Here is a 21,892-nt window from a genome sequence, read left to right as displayed (position 1 = left end):
ACGCGTCCACCGCTCCAACTCCGCCTGCTCCTCAGCGGACAGCAGTAACGGCTCCAACTTGGGGCCCCGACGGGGAACTGACGCACCAGCAGCAGAAGTCATGCAACTACTAACGATCAACTACTGGCGCAGGACACTAGGCTCCCTTTCGTCGTGGGTGGCCGACAGTGAAGCCGAGAACCAGGCGCCGGGTCTTTCCCCCGGCGGACATCGCCGATTGCCTGTTCGGGACATCACCGCCGCACGCACGTCCCGGGGGTGTGTTCAGGCCGCGGTGACTCGGGCGTTGACCCGTCGCATCCAGTCCCGGTCGGTGTGCCACATGGGGTGGTGCGGGGCCGCGTTGGAGGTGAGGACGACGCCCCGGAAGCCCGCGGCGAGACAGCGGTCGACGACGAACTCGGCGATGTCCTTGCCGACGGCGTCCTCCTCGAAGCGTGTCAGGAGCGGGGTGTAGCCGACGACGCCTTCACCGAGGACCGCGGGGATGCCGCGGCGGCCGGCGAATTCGGCGACGGAGTCGACCCAGGAGGCCAGCGTCTCCCGCATGGCCTGCCGGTGTGCCGCGTAGTTCTCGTACAGCCACAGGTCCCAGCGGTCCGGGTCGACCCAGTCGTGGGCGTAGAACAGTTCGCGCGGGATGCCGGTGGCGGCCAGCCGCCAGGGCTCGTCCGGCTGGTAGTCGGCGAAGGCGGGTGCGTCGGGGCGCAGCATGGCGGCCAGTTCGGGAGTGGGCCAGGCGGCCGTCTCGGGTGCCGCCTCGGTGCCGTGGCCGAGTCCGACCGCCTCGTAGAGCGCGCCGAGCACCCCGTAGACGTAGAAGTGGAAGTGCGCGATCTGCGCTCCCTCCGGCAGGTCGTCGATCTCGCTCGGCCAGGGCTCGCCCAGTGAGTAGGTGGCGGGGATGGCGGGGTGGCGGGCCCGCAGGAGCTTCACGGCACGGTCCAGAGGGCCGCGCAGATAGGCGTAGTGGGTGACGCCGTCGCGCGGTACCAGGGAGCAGTTGTCGACCTCGTTGTGCACCTCGACGTAGGCGACCTGGTCGGCCAGCCCGCGCTCGGTGAGGAAGTCGAGGAGACCGGCGAGTGCTTCGGCCACGGCCTCCGCGCGGTCCGGGCCGGGTACCTCGGCCAGGGCGCGGTGCCAGGCGTCGGTGTCGGCGAAGCTGGGGGACTGCTGGTACTCCCAGGAGGACACGATCACCTTGCAGCCGTGGCGGGCGGCCGCCTCGAACAGCTCGACGAGCCTTCGGCGGCCGTCCAGACGGTAGCCGCCGCGCACGTCGTACCAGCGGGTGCGCTGGCCGAACTGCTCGCCCAGTCCGCGGATGTGGATCGACTCCGGGTCCTGGACGCGTCCGGAGAACAGCAGGAAGGGCATGGCGCAGACGCGCACGGTGTTGAAGCCCCGGTCCACTGTCTCGGCGAAGGCGCGGTCGAGGTCGGCGAACGGTTCGCCGGGACCTGCCTGGGTGTACCAGCTGAAGTCCCACAAGGTGATGGCGAGCCGGCCCGTGGTCTCGCTCGTGGTGGCTTGCTGCTGTGCGGTGGTCATGAGGTCACCCGTCGTTCGTGTGCGGTGGGACGCCGTCGGCGGTTCGACGGCACCACGCTAGCTCAATTCATTATTTATGAATAATCCTTGACGAGGGTGGCGGGGTTGTCCAGGCTGTGGGGCGGACGAACACGTATGTGCATCGAGGGAGCCGCCCGCCATGACCGAATCCACTCATCCGTCCCGGCGCACCGTCGTCACGGCACTCGGCGCCGCCACCTTCGTCGCCCTGCCGGCCTGGCCGCAGACGGCGCGTGCGGCAGACGGCACGGCCGTGGCCGCCCAGGACGGCCCGGTGCTGGACACCCACCCGGCCACGGAGCCCTCCGGGACCCATGTGCGCGAGGTCGACGGCACCAACGTCGTCTTCCAGTACGGCTCGGTGCTCCCGGCCTTCGACGGTTGGCGCACCCATGAGCCGACCCGCGACTACCTGTCCCTGGACAAGCGGTGGCGTTTCCGCTTCGACCCCGCCGACCAGGGGTTCGACGAGGGCTGGCAGTCTCCGCGCCACGACGACAGGGCGTGGGACCGTATCGACGTCCCGGCCGCCTGGGACCTGCTGAACACACCCGGGTTCGGCTCGCAGGACGCCCCCTTCGCGGTGGGCACCGCGTTCAACGACGGCTACGCCTGGTACCGCACCACCGTCGACGTCCCCGGTTCCTGGCGCGCCCGGCACATACGGATCGCCTTCCTCGCCGCCGGGTACAGCGCCGAGGTCTGGCTCGACGGCAAGCATCTCGGCAAGCACGAGGGAGCCAACTCGCCCTTCGCGCTTCCGGTGGCCGGGGCCGTGAAGCCGGGGACCCGCCAGACGATCGCCGTCCGGGTCTTCCGCCGGGCCAGCTACACCGACTACACGGCCCCCGCCCCCCGGCCGGTCACGGACGACCACGAGCTGCCGTACAAGCCCGTCGACTACTGGCCCTACGCGGGACTGACCCGGTCCGCCTGGATCGAGGCGGTCCCGCGGGTCACCATCGCCAAACTGCTCGTCGTCGGTGCGGGCGGACGACTGGAGGCACGGGCGGTCGTCGAGAACCACGGCGACGTCGATTTCGACGGCCGCCTGACGCTGGATCCCGGCCGGGGCAGCGGTGGCCGGCCCGCCGTGGTCGCCGCCCGGATCGCCGCCCGTTCGGCAGGCGTGGTACGCGTCTCGGTCCCGATACCCCACGCCCCGCGCTGGAGCCCGGCCGCGCCGCGCACACTCACCGCCCGTGCCACCCTGACCGCCGGGAAGCCCTCGGGCCCACGGGTGGACACCCTCTCCACCCGGTACGGAGTACGCGAACTGACCGTCGCGGACGCGCAGTTGCGGCTGAACGACAAACCGCTGTTCCTCAAGGGCCTCAACTGGCACGAGGAGACCGCCGCGCACGGCAGGGCGATGACTCGGGCCGAGTACGACCGGGAACTGGGCCACCTCACGGAAGTGGGCGCCAACTTCCTCCGCAACTGCGTCTACAACCGCCACCCGTACGTCTACGACTGGGCGGACGAGCACGGCGTCCTGGTGATGGACGACATCGACACCATGTGGCTCAACACCGCCCAGGAGAAGCTGCAGACCGAGCGCTACGGCCTCGCGCGCGCCCTGGCCCTGACCATGGCGTGGAACCAGCACAACCACCCCTCGGTGATTCTCTGGGGGCTGCAGAACGAGTCGGAGATCGACGCAGGCGGCGCTCCCGTCTACCGGGCCTGGCTCGCCGACCTCAAGGCGGCCGTCAACGCGGTCGACCTCACCGCCCGCCCCGTGACCTGGGCCTCCAACACCAGCAACGACCCCGCCTTCGACCTCGCCGACGTGATCGGGTTCAACGAGTACTTCGGCTACTTCTACGGCAAGGACGCCGACCTCGGCCCCACCCTCGACGCGGTGCACGCGAAGTATCCGGACAAGCCCATCCTGATCACCGAGAACGGCACCTGGTCCGTCGCCGGCACGCACGGCCCCGCCACCACGCAGGGCACGGAGGAGTGGCAGGCGGCGAGCTTCACCGCGCACTGGGACCAGGTGGCCGCACGCAGCGAGTTCGTCGCCGGATTCACCTACTGGGTCCTCAAGGACTACAAGCAGCGCGCCGGATACAACCAGGACTACAACGGCATCTCCGTCATGGGTCTGCTCACCTTCGACGAGGAGCGGCCCAAGCTCGTCCACGATGTCTTCCGCAAGGCGGTGAACCCCAGGGGCAGGTGACGTGACGGGGCACGGCGGAGGGGGGAAGGGCCGGACGGCCCTTCCCCCCTCCGCCTTCGTCCGGTCGGTCAGCCCTTCACGCTGCCTTCGGTCAGGCCGCTGCGCCAGAAGCGCTGCAGGGCGACCATGGCGATCATCAGGGGGACGACGGAGACGAAGGCGCCTCCCACGGTCAGTTGGTAGAGCTGCGGTTGGCGGTCGGCGAAGGACTGCCACGACGTCAGGCCGAGGGTGATGGGATAGAGCTTGGAGTCGGACAGCATGACCAGCGGCAGGAAGTAGTTGTTCCAGATGCCGACGAACTGGAAGAGGAAGATCGTCACCAGGGCGGGGGTCATGATGCGCAGGGCGACGACCCTGAAGATGCGGAACTCTCCCGCGCCGTCGATGCGGGCCGCCTCCAGCAGTTCGTCCGGTAGGGACGCCGCGGCGTAGATCCGGCAGAGGTACACGCCGAAGGGACTGACGAAACTCGGCAGCAGGACCGCCCAGTAGGTGTTGGCCAAACCTGCCTTGCTGAACAGCAGGTACATGGGCAGCGCCAGCGCCGTGGCGGGGATCAGGACACCGCCCAGCACGACGTTGAAGATGGTGTCGCGGCCGGCGAAGGAGAACTTGGCCAGCGCGTAGCCGGACATCGCGGCCAGCAGTGTCGCCACGCCCGCGCCGACCCCCGCGTACAGCAGGCTGTTGGCGGCCCAGCGCAGGTAGATCGCATCGTCGTAGGTGACCACCTGCCGCAGGTTGCTCAGGAGTTGGGGTTGGGAGAACCACAGCCCGAAGCTGCCGAACAGCTCGCCGGTGGACTTGGTGGACGCCACGACCAGCCAGTACACCGGGAGCAGGAAGTACCCGGCGGCCGCCACCAACAGGCCGGTGACCAGGATGCGACTGCGGGTGGTGACGCCGCTGATGCCGCCGCGCGGTGTCGTGCCGTCGTCGGATGCCGGCGTCACACCCCTTGGCCGGACTGCGCGGGCCGGTGTCTGGAGACTCACGCGTCCCCACCTCTCTTGTTGATCAGGCGCAGGAAACCGAAGGAGAGCACGAACGCGGCGAGGGCGAGCAGCACCGCCTCGGCGGCGGCGAGGTGGTAGTTGTCGTTGGTGAACGCCTCGTTGTAGGCGCTGAGATTGGGGGTGTAGGCGCTGTCGATGCTCGACGAGACGGGTTTGAGCACCAGCGGTTCCGCGAACAGTTGCAGCGTGCCGATGATGGTGAAGACCGTGGTGAGCACCAGGGCCGGGCGCAGCAGCGGCAGCTTCACATACCGGACCGTCGTCCACGCACTGGCGCCGTCGATGCGGGCGGCCTCGTACAACTCGGCGGGGATCGTGCGCAACTGGGCGACGAGCACCAGCACGTTGTAGCCGGCGAACTCCCAGATGACGATGTTCGCGATGGACCACAGCACCGTGTTCCCGCCCAGCAGGTCCACCGACACCCCCAGGTGCCGCATGCCGTCCACGAGGGGGCTGACTCCCGGCACGTACAGGAAGCCCCACAGGATGGACGCGATGACCCCCGGAACGCCGTAGGGCAGGAAGTAGGCGGCGCGGAAGAACCGCACGCCTCTGGCCGAGGCACTGTCCAGCAGCAGCGCGAGCCCGGCGGCGAGCGCGACCATCACCGGCACCTGGACGACCGCGAACAGCAGGACGCGGCCGATGCTGCGCAGGAAGGCGTCATCGGACAACGCGTGGGAGTAGTTGCTCAGCCCTACGAAGACGGTACGGCTGCCGCCGAGCCCCAGCGGTCCGGTGTACTCGACATCCATGACGCTCTGGTGGACGGCGTAGCCGATGGGGACGGCGAAGGTCAGCAGGAACAGCAGAAGGAAGGGCGCGACGAAGGCGACGGGCGCCAGATTTCTGCGGCGGCGGGGCGCTCGGGTGCGGGTCGGCATCAAGGTACTTTCTGGAGTCCGGAGGGGAGAACGGCGACGGCCGTGTCGCGCCCTCCGGAGGCGGTCACTGGCCGGTGGAAACCTTCAGGCCCTTCCTCTTCAGGTCCTCGACGGTCTGCTTCTGTGCCTGCTGGACAGCGGAGACGAACGTGCCCTTGCCCGCCACGGCGGCCTGGAAGCCGTCGTTGAGGTGCTGGTAGGTGGCGGCGATCGTCGGTATCCACTTCCACGAGGTGTCGATGTTCTTGTCCGCCTCCGCGAAGACCTCGTTGTACTTCTGGCCTCCGAAGAACGCGGACGGCTTGTCCAGCGAGGAGCCCTTGAACGCGTCGGCCCCCGCGGGCCAGCCGTAGCCGCCCTGCAACAGCAGGTCGACGCTCTCGGGGTCGGTGTTGAGCCACTCGGCGAACTTCAGGGCCTCGGGGATGTGCCCCGCGCCCTTGAGGACAGCCGTGGAGGAACCACCCCAGTTCGCGGACACGTTCGCGCCCTTCGTCCACTGCGGCATGGGCGCCACCGCCCACTTGCCGGCGGTCTTGGGGGCGTTTCCGCTGATGATGGCGTCACCCCACTGGGCGCTGACCCACGAGGTGATGGCACCGGACTGGAGGTCCTTGTACCAGCCGTTGGCGAAGTCGGGTTCGGTCTTGATCAGTTTCTTGGTGCGCATCTCGTCCCAGAAGGCGGCGACCTTGAGGGTCTCCGGGGAGTCGATGTTCACCGTCCAGGTCTCACCGTCGACGCCGAACCACTTGGCGCCGGCCTGCCAGGCGAGCGCGGTGAACCAGGCGGAGTTGCCGGGCGGGAAGGTGCTGATGTAGGCCTTCGGATCGGCGTCGCGGACCTTCTGGGCGGCCTGGGCGAACTCGTCCCAGGTGGCGGGCGGCTCGATGCCCCACTTCTCGAACAGGTCGGAGCGGTAGAACAGGCCCATCGGACCGGACGCCTGGGGGATCGCGTAGACGGCCGAGCCGAAGACCCCCTGCTGCCACTGCCAGTCCACGAACTTCGACCGGCTCTTGTCCGCGCCGTACTCGGACAGGTTCACCAGGCCGTTCTCCAGCAGGAACGAGGGGATCTCCTGGTATTCCACCTGTGCCAGGTCGGGCGCGTTGCCGCTCTTGAGGGCGGCGCGCATCTTCGCGTAGCCGCCGCTGCTGCCTGCCGGGATCTTCTCCAGTTTGACGCGGATGTCCGGGTGCGTGGCGTTCCACTTGTCGACGGCCTTGTCGACACCGGGAACCCACGACCAGAAGCGCAGGTCGACCTTCTCGCCGGGCTTGGCGGGTGCCTGTGCCTTGTCCTGGCCGTCGGTCGAGCCACTGCAGGCGGAGATGAGCAGGGAGAGGGCGACAAGGGTCGTCGCGAGTGCGCCCCGGCCTCTGCGGCGGGGTGTGGTGCGGCTCATGGGAGGAGGTCCTTCCTGGCTTCGTGCTGAAGGTGCCTTGGTGTGCCGGTCAGTCTCGGAGCGGCATCACCACCCCGTCAAGATATATTCATAATTAATTGAAACAGCTAGGGTGGGTGCATAGACAGGAGCGAGGGAGACGCACGTGATGACGGAATGCCGCAGGATGACGGGGCGCGTGGCGGTGATCACCGGGGCGGCGCACGGTATCGGCGCGGCCACGGCCCGCCGACTCGCGGCCGAAGGGGCGCTGGTCGTGGTCACGGACGTGGACGACGTGGTCGGCAAGGCGGTCGCGGCGGACATCGTGGACGGCGGCGGACGCGCGGAGTACGTACGCTGCGACGTGACCTCGGCCGCCGACTGGGAGAACCTGGCCCGCCACGTCGACGAGCACCACGGCCGGCTGGACGTGCTGCACAGCAACGCCTTCGCCCAGCTCAACAAGCCCGCCCACGAGCTGAGCGAGGCCGAGTGGGACGGTCAGATGGCGGTACTGCTCAAGCCCGCCTGGCGCGCGATGAAGACGTTCGCGGCCATGCTGCGCGAGGCGAAGGGCTCCGTCGTCCTGACCTCCTCGGTGCACGCGGTCATCGGCCTGCCGGGCCATGCCGCCTACGCCGCCGCGAAGGGCGCGCTGTGCTCACTGGGACGGCAGTTGGCCGTCGAGTACGGTCCTGACATCCGGGTCAACACGGTGCTGCCCGGACCCATCCTCACCGCCGCCTGGGACGGGATCCCGGAGCCCGACCGGCAGCGCAGTGTGGCGGCCACGGCGGCCAGGCGGTTCGGACAGCCGGAGGAGGTGGCGGCCGCCGTCGCCTTCCTGGCATCGGCGGACGCCTCCTATGTGACCGGTGCGAGCCTCGTGGTCGATGGAGGATGGAGCGTCATGAAGGAGTCCTCGTGAGCGTCGTGCACCCCGCCGGGCGCCGACCGGCAGGACCGATACGGAAACGGAGAACGTGGTGACCCATCCCCCAAGGGGACTGCACGGCCAGGCCGTGGAGGAGCTGGGCCGGCGCATCATCCGCGGCGACTACCCCCCGGGCTCCGTGGTGGACCCGGCCAAGTTCGAGACCGAACTCGGCGTCAGCAAGACCGTCGTGCGCGAGGCGCTGCGCGTGCTGGCGGCCAAGGGCCTCCTGGAGTCCAAGCAGAAACGCGGTACGACCATCAGACCGCGCGCCGACTGGAACCTGCTCGACAGCGACCTGCTGCGCTGGCAGGGCAGCAGCGCTCCCACCGACAGGTTCCTGGAGGACCTCGCCGAGGTCCGCGCGATCGTCGAACCCGCCGGGGCCCGGCTCGCCGCGACCCGCCGCACCCCCGCCGACCTGGACGCGCTGCGCCACGCGCTCGACGCGATGGCGGCGGCCGGCACGGACGCGGAGGCGATGGTCGAGGCGGACCTGGCCTTCCACCGCGCCCTGCTGGACGCCGCCCACAACGAACTGCTCAGCCGGATGGAGGTCGTCATCGAAGCCGGCCTGCGCGTCCGTGACCGGATCGTGCACGGCGCCCGGCACTTCTCCGACTCCATCCCCGTGCACCAGGAACTGCTCGACGCGGTCGAGGCGGGCGACCCGGACGCGGCGGTGGCCGCCGTCGAATCCCTGCTCGCCCAGGCGTCCCACGACCTGGCCGCCGTACAGGCCCGGGAAGACCACGACGACACCGTGACGGACCAGCATTCCGAGGGAACTCCTTGAAGATAACCGGACTTGAGACGTTCCTCGTGGCTCCGCGCTGGCTGTTCCTGCGCGTGGCCACCGACGAGGGGGTCACCGGCTGGGGCGAGCCCGTGATCGAGGGCCGTGCCGAGACCGTACGCGCCGCGGTGCACGAACTGGCCGACTACCTCGTCGGCCGGGACCCGCTGCGCATCGAGGACCACTGGCAGGTACTCACCAAGGGCGGCTTCTACCGGGGCGGCCCCATCCTCTCCAGCGCCGTGGCCGGCATCGACCAGGCGCTGTGGGACATCGCGGGCAAGACCTACGGTGTCCCGGTGCACCGCCTGCTCGGCGGCCCCGTGCGCGACCGCGTCCGGATGTACGCCTGGATCGGCGGGGACCGGCCCAGCGAGGTCGCGGAGCTGGCCGAGGAGCAGATGAAGGCGGGCTTCACCGCCGTCAAGATGAACGCCTCGGCCGAACTCGCGCCGATCGACACCCCGGCCCGCACCGCGGAGGTCGTCGCCCGTGTCGCGGCCGTACGCCAAGTGCTGGGCGACGAACGCGACATCGCCGTCGACTTCCACGGCCGGGCCTCCACCGCCATGTCGCGCCGCCTCCTGCCCCAACTGGAGGAACTGCACCCGCTGTTCGTCGAGGAACCCGTCGCACCGGAACACTCCGGCAACCTGCGCGGCCTGGTGGAGTCCACGAGCGTTCCGCTGGCGACCGGCGAACGCCTGTACTCCCGCTGGGACTTCCGTGAGGTCCTGACCAGCGGCATCGCCGTCGCCCAGCCCGACCTCTCGCACGCCGGCGGCATCTCCGAGGTCCGCCGCATCGCCGCCATGGCGGAGACGTACGACGTGGCCATGGCACCGCACTGCCCCCTCGGCCCCCTCGCCCTGGCCGCGAGCCTCCAGATCGCCTTCTCCGTACCGAACTTCCTCATCCAGGAACAGAGCATGGGCATCCACTACAACCAGCAGTGCGACCTGCTGGACTACGTGCTCGACCCCGAACCGTTCCGCTTCCAGGACGGATACGCCGTCGCCTCCGCCCGCCCCGGCCTCGGCGTCGACATCGACGAGAAGGCCGTACGCCGGGCCGCCGAGACCGGACACCGCTGGCGCAACCCCGTGTGGCGGGGCGCCGACGGGTCGTTCACCGAGTGGTGAGCACCATCAGGCCCCCACACCCCCGACCCGAGGAGAGCCCGCTCCCATGAACCTGGTGGAATCGCTCCGCGCCCACCGCCTGCTGGCGATCGTCCGCGGCAAGGACCCCGCCGCGGCCCTGCGCACCGTACGCACCCTCACGGAAGAGGGCGTCGCGGCCATCGAGGTCTCTCTGATTACCGCCGACGCCCTGACCGTCATCAGGCAGGCCCGCGCCGAACTCGGCCCCGACGCCCTCCTCGGCGCGGGAACCGTGCGCTCGGTCGCGGACGCCGAACGTGCCGTGGAGGCCGGCGCGTCGTACCTCGTCACTCCGGCCGTGCTCGACGGGCCGGTGTCCTTCGGCGTACCCGTACTGATGGGTGCCCTGACACCGACCGAGATCGAGACCGCCCTCGCACGGGGTGCCGACGCGATCAAGCTCTTCCCCGGCGTTCTCGGGGGCCCCGACTATCTACGGGCCCTGCGCGACCCCTTCCCCGAGGTGCCCTTCGTGCCCGTCGGCGGGGTCGACACGCAGGCCGCCCGGGACTACCTGGACCGGGGCGCCCTGGCCGTCGGCGTCGGATCGCCCCTCGTCGGGGACGCGGCCGACGGCGGCGACCTCCAACGACTCCGGGACCGTGCAGCCGAGTTCCGCAAGGTGACGGCCGGGGGGAGGCCATGACGAGATCGGTTCCGCCCGAGGTCGTCACCTTCGGCGAGACGATGGCCGCGCTCCGGGCCCACGGCGCCCTCCGGCTCGGCGGCAGCCTCGGGCTGTCCGTGGCGGGCGCCGAGTCCAACGTCGCCATCGGTCTGGCCCGGCTCGGACACCGGGTGCGCTGGGCCGGCCGGGTCGGCGCGGACGAACTCGGCGCGCTGGTCCTGCGCACCCTGCGCGCCGAGGGCGTCGACACCACCCACGCGGTCACCGACGACGCCGGCCGCCCCACGGGACTGCTGATGACCGAGCCCCGCCTGGGCACGCTCACCCGCGTCAGCTACTACCGCACCGGTTCCGCCGGTTCGGCCGTCGCACCGGCCGACGTCCTGCCCGCGCTGGCCGACGGGCCCCGCATCCTGCACCTGACCGGCATCACGCCGGCGCTCAGCCCCACGGCGGCCGACGCGGCCCTGACCGCCGCCGCCACCGCGCACGAAGCAGGCATCACCGTATGCCTCGACATCAACCACCGCTCCCGGCTGTGGACCGCCGACCGCGCCCGCACCGCCCTCCGGCCGATGCTGGCACACATCGACCTGCTCATCGCCTCCGAGGACGAACTACCGCTCGTACTGGCACGACCCGGCGTGGACGAACCGGAGGCGGTGCGCGGTGTTCTGGCCGAGGGGGTCGGCGAAGTGGTCGTGAAACGAGGCGCGCGCGGCGCGACCGCCTTCACCGCGGACGGGGCGACCGACCGCGCGGCGCGACAGGTCGACGCCGTCGATCTCGTCGGGGCGGGCGACGCCTTCGTGGCCGGATACCTCTCCGGACTCCTCGACGGCGCGGACGTCCCGGCCCGGCTGCACCGGGCCGTCACCACCTCGGCGTTCGCCGTCGCCACCCGGGGCGACTGGGAGGGCCTTCCCGCGCGGGACGAGCTCGACCTGTTCGACCAGCCCGACGGCACGACCATCCGCTGATTCGAGCAATTCAAGGAGAAGGAACATGACACCAACGGCGGCGGTCGTCGTCGAGGGAGCCTACGAACTCGCCGAGGGCGGCCGCTGGTGCGACGGGCGGTACGTGTACGTCGACATCCTCAGCGGGCGGCTCTTCGAACTGCGCGACGGCCGCGACGGCCGCGACGACCCCGGCCCGACCCGACTCGCCCGTCTCGACGTGCCGTTGGGCGCAGTCGCCCCGGTGTCCGGCCGGCCGGACAGCTGGATCGCCGCCGCGGGCACCGGCATCGCGCTGCTCACCCCCGACGGCGCCCTGGAGTGGCTGGACCGGCCCGAGGACCGCACCCCGGTCCCCAGCCGGATGAACGACGGCGTCGCGGACCCCGCAGGGCGCTTCTGGGCCGGCAGCATGGCCTACGACGGCACCCCCGGCGCGGGCTCCCTCTATCGCGCGGACCCAGACGGCACGGTGGTGCGCGTCCTCGACGGGCTGACCATCGCCAACGGCCCCGCGTTCAACGCCGACGGTACGACCATGTACCTCGCCGACACGGCTGTCGGCACCGTCCTGCGCTGCCGGGTCGACCCCCTCTCGGGCGGGCTCCTGGGCAGCCCCGAGACCTTCGCCCAACTACGTGACGGGGAAGGCAGCCCCGACGGCATGACCGTCGACGAGGAGGGCTGTCTGTGGGTGGCGCTGTGGGGCGCGGGGGCGGTCCGCCGCTACCATCCCGACGGCCGCCTCCTCGACACCCTGGCCGTCCCCGCCCCGCATCCCACGTCGGTGTGCCTGCTGCCCGGAGACACCAACCGCCTCTTCGTCACCACGGCCCGGTACGGGGTGACGAACCCGACCGCGGCCTCCGGGGCGGTACTCAGCGTCCCCGTACCGGTCGGGGGAACGGTGGCCTGCTCCTGGCGCGGCGCGCTCTGACAGGCCGGAATCAGGCCGCGACGAGCTCCTGCTCGCGGTCCGGGGTCTTGACCTTGGGCTTCTTGTTCGGCAGCGAGAGCCGGAAGACCTTGTGCCACGCGGAGAACACCTGCTTGGGCAGCGGCCCGGTGACGTACTCGAGCTCGTACTTCTCGAACAGCGCGCGCACCTTCACCGCGACCTCGGCGTACCGGTTGCTCGGCAGGTCCGGGAACAGGTGGTGCTCGATCTGGTGCGACAGGTTGCCGGTCATGAAGTGCATGGCCTTGCTGCCGCTGATGTTCGCCGAGCCCATCATCTGGCGCAGGTACCACTGGCCGCGTGTCTCGCCCTTGATCGACCGGCGCTCGAAGACCTGCACGCCTTCGGGGAAGTGCCCGCACATGATCACCGAGTGGGTCCAGAGGTTGCGGACCAGGTTCGCGGTGAACGTCGCGGCGAGCGTGGGGAGGAACGACGGGCCCGACAGCAGCGGGTGGATCACGTAGTCCTTGAGTACCTGCTTGCGGATCTTGCGGCCCACGGCCCTGGCCCGCGCACGGAACTCCGGGTTCTTGCGGCGGCGCTTGTGCAGGTTCTTGCCGAGCTCCAGGTCGTACGCCGCGATGCCGTACTCGAAGAAGCAGGCGTTGATGAAGTTCCACAGCGGCTGGCCGAGGTGGAACGGGTGCCACCGCTGGTCCTCGTCGACGCGCATGATGCCGTAGCCGAGGTCGTTGTCCTTGCCGATCACGTTGGTGTACGTGTGGTGCAGCTCGTTGTGCGAGTGCTTCCACTGGTCGGCCGGCGAGACGTGATCCCATTCCCAGGTGGTGGAGTGGATCTTCGGGTCCCGCATCCAGTCCCACTGGCCGTGCAGGATGTTGTGGCCGATCTCCATGTTGTCCATGATCTTCGCCACGGACAGACCGGCGGTCCCGATCACCCACGCGGGCGGGAAGATCGAGAACAACAGCACACCCCTGCTGACCAGTTCGAGCTTGCGCTGCGCCGAAATGACCTTGCGGATGTAGGCGGCGTCCTTCTCGCCGCGGCTCGCGATCACCTCGTCGCGGATCGCGTCCAGCTCGCGGCCGAGTTCCTCGATCTGCTCCGCGGTCAGATGGGCGGTGGGGTCGATGGCGGTCAAGGTGCTCCTACCGTTCGATGTCGCAGGGGCCCGCCGCGGCGGACACACAGGTCTGGATGAGGACGCCCGGCTCGGCCTCGGTGATCTCGCCGGTGCGCAGGTCGCGGACGGCCCCCGCCTTGAGCGGCGTGACGCAGCCGAAGCAGATGCCCATGCGGCACCCGGACGGCATGAGCACGCCGGCCTCCTCGCCGACGTCCAGCAACGGCGTGGCGCCGTCCGCGTCGACGGTCCTGCCGGTGGTGCTGAAGGTGACCTCGCCACCGTCGCCAGCAGCGACGATGGTGGGGCGGAAACGCTCGGTGTGCAGGCGCTCCGGCACGCCGTGCTCGCTCCAGTGCTTTTCGGCGGCGTCGAGCAGTCCCGCGGGACCGCAGGCCCAGGTCTCGCGCTCGGCCCAGTCGGGCACGAGTTCGTCCAGACGGGCGATGTCGAGCATGCCGTCGGTGTCGGTGTGCAGCTCGGTGAGGCGCAGCTTCTTGTCCGCGACCAGGGCGTGCAGATCGTCGCGGAAGATCACGTCGTGCGGCCGTGGCGCGGAGTGGACCATGACGACGTCGTCGAACTCGGTGTCGCGCAGCATGCCCATCGCGGGCGTGATGCCGCTGCCGGCCGTCAGGTAGAGCACCTTGGCGGGCTTGGCCTCGGGCAGCACGAAGTCACCGGTGGCCTGGTCGAGCTGGATCAGCGTGCCCGGTTTCGCCCTGCGGACCAGGTGGTTGCTGACCTTGCCGTCCGGGATCGCCTTCACGGTGATCGTGATGCGGCCGTCCTGGCGGCCGGTCGGTGAGGTGAGCGAGTAGGCACGCCACAGGCGCACCCCGTCGACGTCCACCCCGATCCGCACGTACTGACCGGCTGTGTGGCCGCGCCAGCCTCGTCCCGGTCTGATCACGACGGTCGCGGCGTCACCCGTCTCGGGGTGCACGGCCTCGATGCGCCCGCGCAGGTCGGCGCCCGCACGCAGCGGGTTGACCAGGTCGAGGTAGTCCGACGGCACCAGCGGCGTCGTGACCATCTCCAGCAGTTTCCACGCCCTGCTGCGCAGGGCCACACTCGTCATGACTCCAGCTTGCTGTGCCTCAGGGCGTAAAGTCCTGTCCTCAGGACGTGAATCTGATCGGTTGAATTGTTCGCAGGGAACAAAAAATGAGTCACGCAATCCAGAGGGCCAACGAATTGGCCCTGGACGAGACGACGGTCACCGCGCTGCGGGCCGCGCTGAGGACCACCGCGGACGAGGTCGTCCAGGCGATCATCGACGAGGTCCCTTCCTACGCGGGCGCCCTCTCGGGCAGCATGGGCGGCACCATCCGCCGAGCCGTCCGCACCGCCCTGGGGCACTATCTGGACCTCGCGAGCGGGAACGCCACGGGCGGCGACGCCGGTGACGCGGCCTACGAGCTGGGACGCGGCGAGGTGCGCGACGGCCGTTCGATGGACGCCCTGCTCAGCGCCTACCGAGTCGGCGCCCGCGTGGCCTGGCGCTGCCTGGCCGCGGGTGCCGTACCCGCGGGTCTGCCCGCCGCCGAGGTCGCCAAGTTCGCCGAGCTGACCTTCGCCTACATCGACGAGCTCTCCGCCGCGAGCGCCGCGGGCCACGCCGACGAACTGGCCGCCCGGGGCCGGGCTCATGAGCGTCACCTGGAACAACTCGTCCGCGACCTCCTCTCCGGCGCGAGCCCGGACGTGCTGCTGGCCTCCGCTCAACGGGCCGCGTGGCAGCCTCCGGCCTCGCTGACCGCCGTCCTGCTGCCCGCCGCCCAGGCCCGGCCCGCCTGCCGACTGCTCGACCCGAGCACCCTCGTCCTCGACGATCTGCCGGACGACCTCGGTGTGCTGCTCGTCCCCGATGCCGACCGATCCCATCTCTTGAGGCGGATGACCGACCGCACCGCCGTGGTCGGCCCGGCCCGGCCATGGACGCGCGCGTCCGCCTCGTACGCACGGGCAGTACGCGCGCGCTCCCTCTCCTTCGATATCCGCGACACCGAGGACCATCTGCCCGAGCTGGTGCTGAGCGCCGACGCGGACGCGTTGGCGGACCTGCGTGCCCGAGCCCTCGCACCGTTGCGGGCCTTGCCCGTCGCGACCGCACGCCGGCTGGAGGAGACGCTGCGGGCGTGGCTGCTGCACCAGGGCAGGCGGGACGAGGTGGCGGCGGCGTTGTTCGTCCATCCCCAGACCGTCCGGTACCGGATGTCCCAGCTGCGGGAGCTGTTCCCGGACCTCGCCTCACCGCACCGGGTCCTCGAACTGACGCTGGCGGTCGGTCTCCGGACGAGCTGACGTGACCGGCGACTCAAGCATGCGCTGCGGTTGCGACCGGCCCGGGCGGCCCCGTTCAGGCCCGGGAAGGGGACGGTTCCGTCTCGTGGGGCAGGCGGCCGAGGCCCTGGTTGTAGCGGCGCAGCAGGAGCACGGCCGTGGTGGCGAGGCCGGTGAGGAGGCCGAGCCAGATGCCGAGGGTGTCGAGCCCGGTGGTGAGGCCGAGGAGGGCGGCGGCGGGGAGGCCGACGAGCCAGTAGCCGACGAGGGTGACGCGGAAACCGCCCTGGGTGTCGTCGAGGCCGCGCAGCAGACCGACCCCGATGTTCTGGGTGCAGTCGAAGAACTGCAGGACCGCGGCGACCAGGAGCAACTGCGTGGCGATCTCGACCGCCCGGTCGTCACCGCTGTCGAGGAACGGCGCGAGAACGAGGCCCGGCACGGTCACGTAGACCACACCCACCACGGCCATGACAGCGCCGGCGCAGGCCAGAGCCGTGGTCTTCAGGCGCTGAGCGGCGTCCAGGTTGCGCAGCGCCAGCTCCCGGCTGACGCCGATGGACGCGGCGTGGGACAGGCCGACGGCTATCTGGAAGACGATGTAGACGAGCTGGTTGACGGCGGTGTGGGCGGCCAGGGCCGCCGTTCCGAAACTGCCGGCGAAGAGGGCGACGACGAAGAAGAAGCCCGCCTCGGAGCCGTAGGTGGCCGCGATCGGCGTACCGAGGCCGGTGAGTCTGCGCAGGGTGGCGGGGCGGGTCTTCCAGACGGCGAGGGACAGCACCGGGGCGAGTCGGGTGTCGCGCCGGGCGGAGAGGTACAGGGCGAGGCAGGACAGGGCGTAGACCAGGCTGGTGGCCAGGCCGATGCCGGGCAGGCCCAGCTCGGGGAAGATCCAGGTGCCGTGGATGAAGGCCCAGTTGAGGCCCGCGTTGACGGCGATCGAGGCCAGGGTGATCCGCAGCAGGGCCTGGGGGCGGCGCATGCCGACGGTGAACTGGCGTATCGCCTGGAACCACAGGCAGGGGATCAGGCCGGGCGCCATCGTGTAGAGGACGGGCTTGGCGGCGTCGACCACGTCCGGGTCCTGGCCGAGCCAGATCACGGCGTGACCGATGAGCACCATCAGGACCGCGCCCGCGACGCCCACCAGGGTCGACAGCAGCAGGCTCGCCCGGACGAGGTCGCGGACCTCCTCCTGGGCGGCCGCGCCGTCGGCGCCGTTCCCGTCCTCGCCCGTGGACTCCGCCCGGGCGTCGGCCGCCGCGACCTGGTTGCCGACGGCGGTGACCATGCCGACCCCCATGGTGCGCAACTGGTTGAAGATCACCATGGCGAGGCCGCCCGCCGCCAGGGCCTCGGTGCCGAGCAGGCCCATCATGACGGTGTCGGTGGTGGTCAGCGCGACCTGTGCGAGCTGGGTGAGGGCCAGCGGCACGGCCAGCGTCGCCAGGGCGCGGCTGTCGCCGAGGAGGCGGGCGAGGACGGGCGGCATCGGTTCCGTTCCTATGTGGGGGGACTGTACGGAGGGGGTGTCAGCGCTGGGCTTCCGGTACGACGCGACGGAGTTTGGCGAGCAACTCGTCCACCTCCCGCTCGACGTCGGGGGCGAGCAGGTCCCGGGCGCTCATCCAGTCGTCGTCGAAGACGGTGTCCAGGTATTTCTCCCCGCCGTCGTTGATCAGGGCGACCATAGTCGTCCCCGGGGGCAGTGAGGTCATCCGGGTCAGCGCCTCGTGGACCACGCCGCCCGCCGAGCCGCCGAGCATCAGCCCGGTGCGGCGGGCCACGGCGCGTGCGGTGGCGAACGCCTCGATGTCGCCGACCTTCGCGCCCTCGTCGAGGAGCGAGTAGTCGACCATGGCGCCGATGGTCGCGCCCTCCGGGGTGCCGGTGCCGGACTGGTGGTAGTCGTGCGCGGGCGGCCCGAAGGCGATGGAGCCCTCGGGCTCGACGCCGACGATCCGGACGCCGGGAACGGTCCTGCGCAGCTCGCCGCCGGTGCCGAAGAGCCCGCCGCCGGTGCCGACCGCGCCGATCAGGATGTCGATACGGCCGTCCAGCGCGGCGTCGAGTTCCCGTGCCACCGGGTGGTAGCCGACGCCGTTGGCCATGTTGTTGTGCTGTTCGGTGAAGTAGGCGTTGTCCTGCTCGGCGGCCATCCGCTCCGCCAACTCCTCGCGCGCCGCCGTGGCCAGGTCGTCGTCGCCCTCGTCGGCCACGTAGACGAGTTCGGTGCCCATGGCCTTCATGGCGCGCAGTTTGTCCTTGGAGGCGTGGTGGTCGACGACCGCGGTGAACGTGTAGCCGCGCTCGGCGGCGACGACCGCGAGGCCGAGCCCGGTGTTGCCGGACGTGGACTCGATGATCCGGCCGCCGGGGCGCAGCAGCCCGCGTTCCTCGGCGTCGATCACCATCTGCCGGGCCATGCGTATCTTCGCCGTCCCGGTCGGGTTGAACTGCTCCAGCTTCAGCAGCAGCCGGACGTCGCTCTCGGTGCGGCACAGCTCGAACAGCGGGGTGGCGCCGATGAGTTCGGAGACCTGGCGGACGATGGGCGGGCGGTACAGGGGGTGGTGGGAGGCGGGGGAGGCATGGGAGGCGTGGTCCTGGCGGTTCATGGCGGAGAACTCCCTACGGGTGGCGGTCGAGACGCCAGCGGGGGCGGACGGAGTCGGAGGGATGTTCGATGACGACCTTGGGCGGCAGCGCCAGCTCGTGGAACGGTGACTCGTTGGAGTCCATCTGGTAGCCCGCCGTGTTGAGGTAGAGGAGCAGGTCCCCGACGACCGGCCGCAGCGGGAAGGGGATCTTGCGCCAGCTGATCATGTCGGACTCCAGGCAGGTGGCGGCGCCCACACAGGCGGGGAACGGGCCCGCGTCGCTCTCCTCGGTGTGCGGCACCAGCACCGGCTCCGGCAGGTACTCACTCTCGAACCACTGCTCGGACAGACTCAGGCTGGTGCCGTCCACCGTGAGGACCGCGTAGCCGTCGCGCTCCTTGACGCCCTGAACGGCGAAGACCGTGCATCCGGCCTGGTCGAGCAGGGCCCTCCCGGGCTCGGCGAGCAGCCGCACTCCGGCGGCCTTCAACAGCCGGGCCAACGGCTCGCGTTCACCGGCCGGTGTCGCCCCGAGGACCGCGCGCAGGGCGTCGGCGCCGGCGACGGGGGAGTGGTACGGGTAGAAGCCGGAGAAGGTCTTGTCGGCGTGGTAGTGCTCGGGCCGGTGCTCCTCGGTGAACCGGCGCCAGTCGTCGGCGCCCACGTAGTCGACGGCGAAGCCCCCGCCGATGCTGATCCGGTCGGCACGCAGGCCCATTTCCCGGGCGTGCAGACAGAGTCGGACCAGTTGTCCTGCCAGGTCCGCCCGTTGACGGACGTCGTACCCGGAGAGGTGGAAGCTGAAGCCCTCCACATCGACGGGGCCGGCGGAGCAGCGGCGCAGCGCTGTCTCGCACTCGTCCTCGTCCAGCCCGAAGCGGCTGTGCGGCTGCCCGGGAGGCAGCCGGCGGAGCAGTACTCGTGCCGTGCGGCCGAGTCCGGCCGCGAGCGCCAGGACGCGGTCGAGTTCGTCGATCGCGTCCACGGCGACGAGCGAGCCCTGGAGCACGGCGACCCGCAGCAGCTGCTCCGACTTGGCCGGTCCGGTGACCACCACGTCGGCCCCGCGCACCCCGTGGGCCAGCGCCTCGCGCAGCTCCCCGTGGCTCGCGACGTCCACGCCCAGGCCCAGGACGGCGGCCCGCTCGACGAAGACGGCCGCCTTGTTGGCCTTCTTGGCGAAGTAGACCTGACCCTCGACGCCCGCCTCGGCGAGCGCCTCGCGGAACGCGGCGGCGTTGGCGTCGAACCGCCCGGGGAACAGCAGGTGGTACGGGCCACCGAGGCCGTGGTGCAGTTCATGGAGCAGCGGATCGTCGAGGAGGGAGCGCACCTCGTCCGTCGTGCGCGCGGCCAGCGACGGAGGGGCGCTCGTCGTCACGTCCACAGCGGTACCGCCGTGCCCAGCCCCTGCGCCAGCGCGAGCTGCGCGAACCGGTGGCCGAGGGCGATGTCGGTGACGACGAGCCCGCTGTTGTACGCGAAGATCCGCTGCCCGGGATCCGTACGGCCCTCCGCGCGACCCGCCAGGACCTCCGGGAACTCGGCGTGCACAGCGCGGAGTTGCCCGTCGGCGTCCGCCATGTCGGTCCCCGTCACCCGCATCTGGGCCTCGCTGGTGGCGATGACCCGGTCGGCGGTGTGCAGGGTGGAGGGCGCGATGCCGTAGCCGATCAGCACCGACAGCGCGGACGGCTTGAGCCACTCCGCCTCGACGGAGGCGGGGGTGCCCGGTCCGGCGGTGGCGAGGACGACATCGGCGTCCTCGGCGGCGGCCCGGAGGTCCGTCACGACCTCCAACTCCCGCTCGGGGAAGTACACGTGCAACTGCTCGCGCACGGCCCGGATGCCGTCCGGGTGGGTCCCGAAGAGCATCAGCCGCTCCAGGTCCGGCAGGGTCGTCAGCAGGAACGGCAGCGCGAGCCGGCCCTGGGTGCCGGTGCCGATGACGAGGGCGCTGCGGCTGCCGGGCGCGGCCAGCTCCCGGGCCAGCAGCGCGGAGACCGCCGGGGTGCGCAGGGCTCCGACGCGGCCGCAGTCGAGCATGGCGACCGGCAGACCCGTCTCGTCGTCGTAGAGGGTCAGGGTCGTGTAGTAGTGCTGCTTGTCGCGGTCCTCGTGGAGGCCGTACTTGTACGAGGTCTTGATCGCGACGACGCCGCGCACCCCGTCCCGGCCGAGCATCGCGTAGGCGACGGAGTGGCCGTCCTCGGGCTTCACGGTGAGCTTGCGCGGGTTGTCGGAGCGGCCGTCCGCCAAGGTGCGGTACGCCTGCTCCACCACCGAGACCACGTCGGGCAGCGCGATGTCGATACCGGCCACGTCGCTGGTGCTGAGCACGCGCAGGGTCTTGTCGTCGGGTGCCACGGCGCCCTCCTCGCTCGACTGGATGCTGGTGTCGGTCATGCGTGCGCCTCCACGGCGGCCTGGCCGTAGCCGTGCTCCGCCTGCTCGGCGGGCGGCCGGGTGCGGCGGTCCCTCACCCGCACGGAGGAACGTTTCAGCCAACGGTCCGTGCCGTCGTAGCGCGCCTTGAACGGGACCCGTCCGTGGACCACCAGGTCGTTGTCCACGACCAGGACCTCACCGGGTTCCAGGCTCACCGCGACGCTGACCCGGGCGAGGCCGTCCTCCAGCCGTCCGTACGCGGCGCGGTGGTCCTCGGGGGCCTTCTCCAGTGGGGTGTAGGCGGGGTCGAAGCGCAGGGTCAGGCCCTCCTCCGATTTCCACAGTGTGGGCACGGCCGGCGGTTCGCCCGCGTAGCCCTGCGCCTCCTCGTAGGCGTCGTCCGGCAGGATCGGCAGCACCGGGCGGGTGAGCAACTCCACGTCGGAGTCGGACAGTTCGACGTTGCGGATGCCGGCGGCCGTGGTGGCGACGGAGTCGGGGTTGCGCATGCACCCCAGGACCAGCAGGTGGGCACGGCCCGGGTGGAAGGCGTCCTCGGTGTGCGGGCTGAGCAGCACACTGCTGCTGGCGCCGGTCTGCTCCTCCTCGTGGCCGGGCGACGGCACGATGTTGTGGACGAAACGGCCTTCCTGCTGCCCCTCCCAGGCGATGGGGGTGCCCATCACCGTCGACAGCAGGAGAAGGACCACGTCGTATACGGCGCCGGCATTCCCGGCGGTCGACCAGTGGCCGGGGGTGGGGCCGATCGCCGCGTCGTCGACGGGCAGGCCGCGCAGCACGAAGAGGCCGTCAGGGGTGTCCACCGGGCGGCAGGCGTGGCGTATGGAGTCGCTCAACGAGGCGGCGACGGCCGGGACTTCGGCCAGCAGGCCGGGGGCGGTGGCCGAGCCGTCGTGCGAGGTGAGAAGGGTGCGGGCGGCTGCGATCAGCTCTGCCGCCGAGTCGGGATCGAGCAGGCGTACGGGGGCGATTCCCGTGGGCATGGGGGATCCGTCCGTTCCGGTGCG

Annotated in this window: 19 protein-coding genes; 8 read left to right on the top strand and 11 right to left on the bottom strand. The window is 70.8% G+C overall.

Going from position 1 to position 21,892, the window contains the following annotated elements; all coding sequences use genetic code 11:
• Positions 1–264 precede the first annotated feature (264 nt).
• Positions 265–1,554: a cellulase-like family protein gene (locus PUR53_RS20730; protein WP_329909237.1), complete on the bottom strand. Its 1,290-nt coding sequence runs from the start codon at positions 1,552–1,554 to the stop codon at positions 265–267.
• Positions 1,555–1,714: 160 nt separating this feature from the next.
• Between PUR53_RS20730 and PUR53_RS20725 the strand changes: the two genes are divergently transcribed.
• A complete protein-coding gene (locus PUR53_RS20725) occupies positions 1,715–3,763 on the top strand; it encodes a glycoside hydrolase family 2 protein (protein ID WP_329909236.1) in 2,049 nt (682 codons plus the stop codon).
• 68 nt (positions 3,764–3,831) lie between these two features.
• Here the strand turns inward: PUR53_RS20725 and PUR53_RS20720 are convergent, their stop codons facing one another.
• The 3 genes from PUR53_RS20720 to PUR53_RS20710 all read right to left on the bottom strand — a co-directional run bounded on the left by PUR53_RS20720 (position 3,832) and on the right by PUR53_RS20710 (position 7,077).
• Positions 3,832–4,761, bottom strand: a complete 930-nt coding sequence (locus PUR53_RS20720) for a carbohydrate ABC transporter permease (RefSeq protein ID WP_329909235.1) — start codon at positions 4,759–4,761, stop codon at positions 3,832–3,834.
• Positions 4,758–5,669, bottom strand: a complete 912-nt coding sequence (locus PUR53_RS20715) for a carbohydrate ABC transporter permease (RefSeq protein WP_329909234.1) — start codon at positions 5,667–5,669, stop codon at positions 4,758–4,760. The genes PUR53_RS20720 and PUR53_RS20715 overlap by 4 nt, the downstream gene beginning before the upstream one ends.
• A gap of 64 nt (positions 5,670–5,733) precedes the next feature.
• Complete coding sequence (locus PUR53_RS20710; RefSeq protein WP_329909232.1) at positions 5,734–7,077, bottom strand: ABC transporter substrate-binding protein; 1,344 nt, start codon at positions 7,075–7,077, stop codon at positions 5,734–5,736.
• A gap of 166 nt (positions 7,078–7,243) precedes the next feature.
• Between PUR53_RS20710 and PUR53_RS20705 the strand changes: the two genes are divergently transcribed.
• The 6 genes from PUR53_RS20705 to PUR53_RS20680 are packed head-to-tail and all read left to right on the top strand — an operon-like array spanning position 7,244 to position 12,476.
• Positions 7,244–7,987 carry an SDR family NAD(P)-dependent oxidoreductase gene (locus PUR53_RS20705; RefSeq protein ID WP_329900687.1) on the top strand — a complete coding sequence of 248 codons (744 nt, stop codon included), beginning with the start codon at positions 7,244–7,246 and terminating at the stop codon, positions 7,985–7,987.
• A gap of 58 nt (positions 7,988–8,045) precedes the next feature.
• Positions 8,046–8,789 (top strand): FadR/GntR family transcriptional regulator, encoded by a 744-nt coding sequence (locus PUR53_RS20700; protein WP_443078278.1) that lies wholly within the window; start codon positions 8,046–8,048, stop codon positions 8,787–8,789.
• On the top strand, positions 8,786–9,931 hold the full coding sequence (dgoD, locus tag PUR53_RS20695) for a galactonate dehydratase (RefSeq protein WP_329900685.1): 1,146 nt from the start codon (positions 8,786–8,788) through the stop codon (positions 9,929–9,931). The genes PUR53_RS20700 and dgoD overlap by 4 nt, the downstream gene beginning before the upstream one ends.
• A gap of 46 nt (positions 9,932–9,977) precedes the next feature.
• Positions 9,978–10,598, top strand: coding sequence for a bifunctional 4-hydroxy-2-oxoglutarate aldolase/2-dehydro-3-deoxy-phosphogluconate aldolase (locus PUR53_RS20690; RefSeq protein WP_329909230.1), 621 nt, complete (start codon positions 9,978–9,980; stop codon positions 10,596–10,598).
• Positions 10,595–11,560, top strand: coding sequence for a sugar kinase (locus PUR53_RS20685; protein WP_329909229.1), 966 nt, complete (start codon positions 10,595–10,597; stop codon positions 11,558–11,560). Before PUR53_RS20690 ends, PUR53_RS20685 begins: the two co-directional genes overlap by 4 nt.
• 25 nt (positions 11,561–11,585) lie before the next feature.
• Complete coding sequence (locus tag PUR53_RS20680) at positions 11,586–12,476, top strand: SMP-30/gluconolactonase/LRE family protein (RefSeq protein WP_329909228.1); 891 nt, start codon at positions 11,586–11,588, stop codon at positions 12,474–12,476.
• Positions 12,477–12,486: 10 nt separating this feature from the next.
• Here the strand turns inward: PUR53_RS20680 and PUR53_RS20675 are convergent, their stop codons facing one another.
• Positions 12,487–13,605: a fatty acid desaturase family protein gene (locus PUR53_RS20675; RefSeq protein WP_329900681.1), complete on the bottom strand. Its 1,119-nt coding sequence runs from the start codon at positions 13,603–13,605 to the stop codon at positions 12,487–12,489.
• 7 nt (positions 13,606–13,612) lie between these two features.
• A complete protein-coding gene (locus tag PUR53_RS20670) occupies positions 13,613–14,668 on the bottom strand; it encodes a ferredoxin reductase (protein ID WP_329900680.1) in 1,056 nt (351 codons plus the stop codon).
• An 86-nt stretch (positions 14,669–14,754) separates the two neighbouring features.
• Here PUR53_RS20670 and PUR53_RS20665 point away from each other — a divergent pair, with 86 nt between their 5' ends.
• On the top strand, positions 14,755–15,894 hold the full coding sequence (locus PUR53_RS20665; protein ID WP_329900679.1) for a PucR family transcriptional regulator: 1,140 nt from the start codon (positions 14,755–14,757) through the stop codon (positions 15,892–15,894).
• A gap of 55 nt (positions 15,895–15,949) precedes the next feature.
• Here the strand turns inward: PUR53_RS20665 and PUR53_RS20660 are convergent, their stop codons facing one another.
• Genes PUR53_RS20660 through PUR53_RS20640 form a run of 5 tightly spaced genes read right to left on the bottom strand, consistent with a single transcriptional unit; the run spans position 15,950 to position 21,868 of the window.
• A complete protein-coding gene (locus PUR53_RS20660; RefSeq protein ID WP_329909226.1) occupies positions 15,950–17,368 on the bottom strand; it encodes an MATE family efflux transporter in 1,419 nt (472 codons plus the stop codon).
• Between the two features lie 40 nt (positions 17,369–17,408).
• Positions 17,409–18,494 carry a cysteine synthase family protein gene (locus tag PUR53_RS20655; RefSeq protein ID WP_329900677.1) on the bottom strand — a complete coding sequence of 362 codons (1,086 nt, stop codon included), beginning with the start codon at positions 18,492–18,494 and terminating at the stop codon, positions 17,409–17,411.
• Between the two features lie 13 nt (positions 18,495–18,507).
• On the bottom strand, positions 18,508–19,857 hold the full coding sequence (locus PUR53_RS20650; RefSeq protein WP_329909225.1) for a Y4yA family PLP-dependent enzyme: 1,350 nt from the start codon (positions 19,855–19,857) through the stop codon (positions 18,508–18,510).
• Positions 19,854–20,882, bottom strand: a complete 1,029-nt coding sequence (locus PUR53_RS20645; protein WP_329900675.1) for an ornithine cyclodeaminase family protein — start codon at positions 20,880–20,882, stop codon at positions 19,854–19,856. Before PUR53_RS20645 ends, PUR53_RS20650 begins: the two co-directional genes overlap by 4 nt.
• On the bottom strand, positions 20,879–21,868 hold the full coding sequence (locus PUR53_RS20640; protein ID WP_329909224.1) for a TauD/TfdA family dioxygenase: 990 nt from the start codon (positions 21,866–21,868) through the stop codon (positions 20,879–20,881). The genes PUR53_RS20645 and PUR53_RS20640 overlap by 4 nt, the downstream gene beginning before the upstream one ends.
• Between the last annotated feature and the right edge of the window lie 24 nt (positions 21,869–21,892).

This window comes from Streptomyces sp. SP18BB07, assembly GCF_036322545.1.
Classification (GTDB): Bacteria; Actinomycetota; Actinomycetes; order Streptomycetales; family Streptomycetaceae; genus Streptomyces; species Streptomyces deccanensis.
This window is presented reverse-complemented; position numbering and strand designations above follow the sequence as displayed.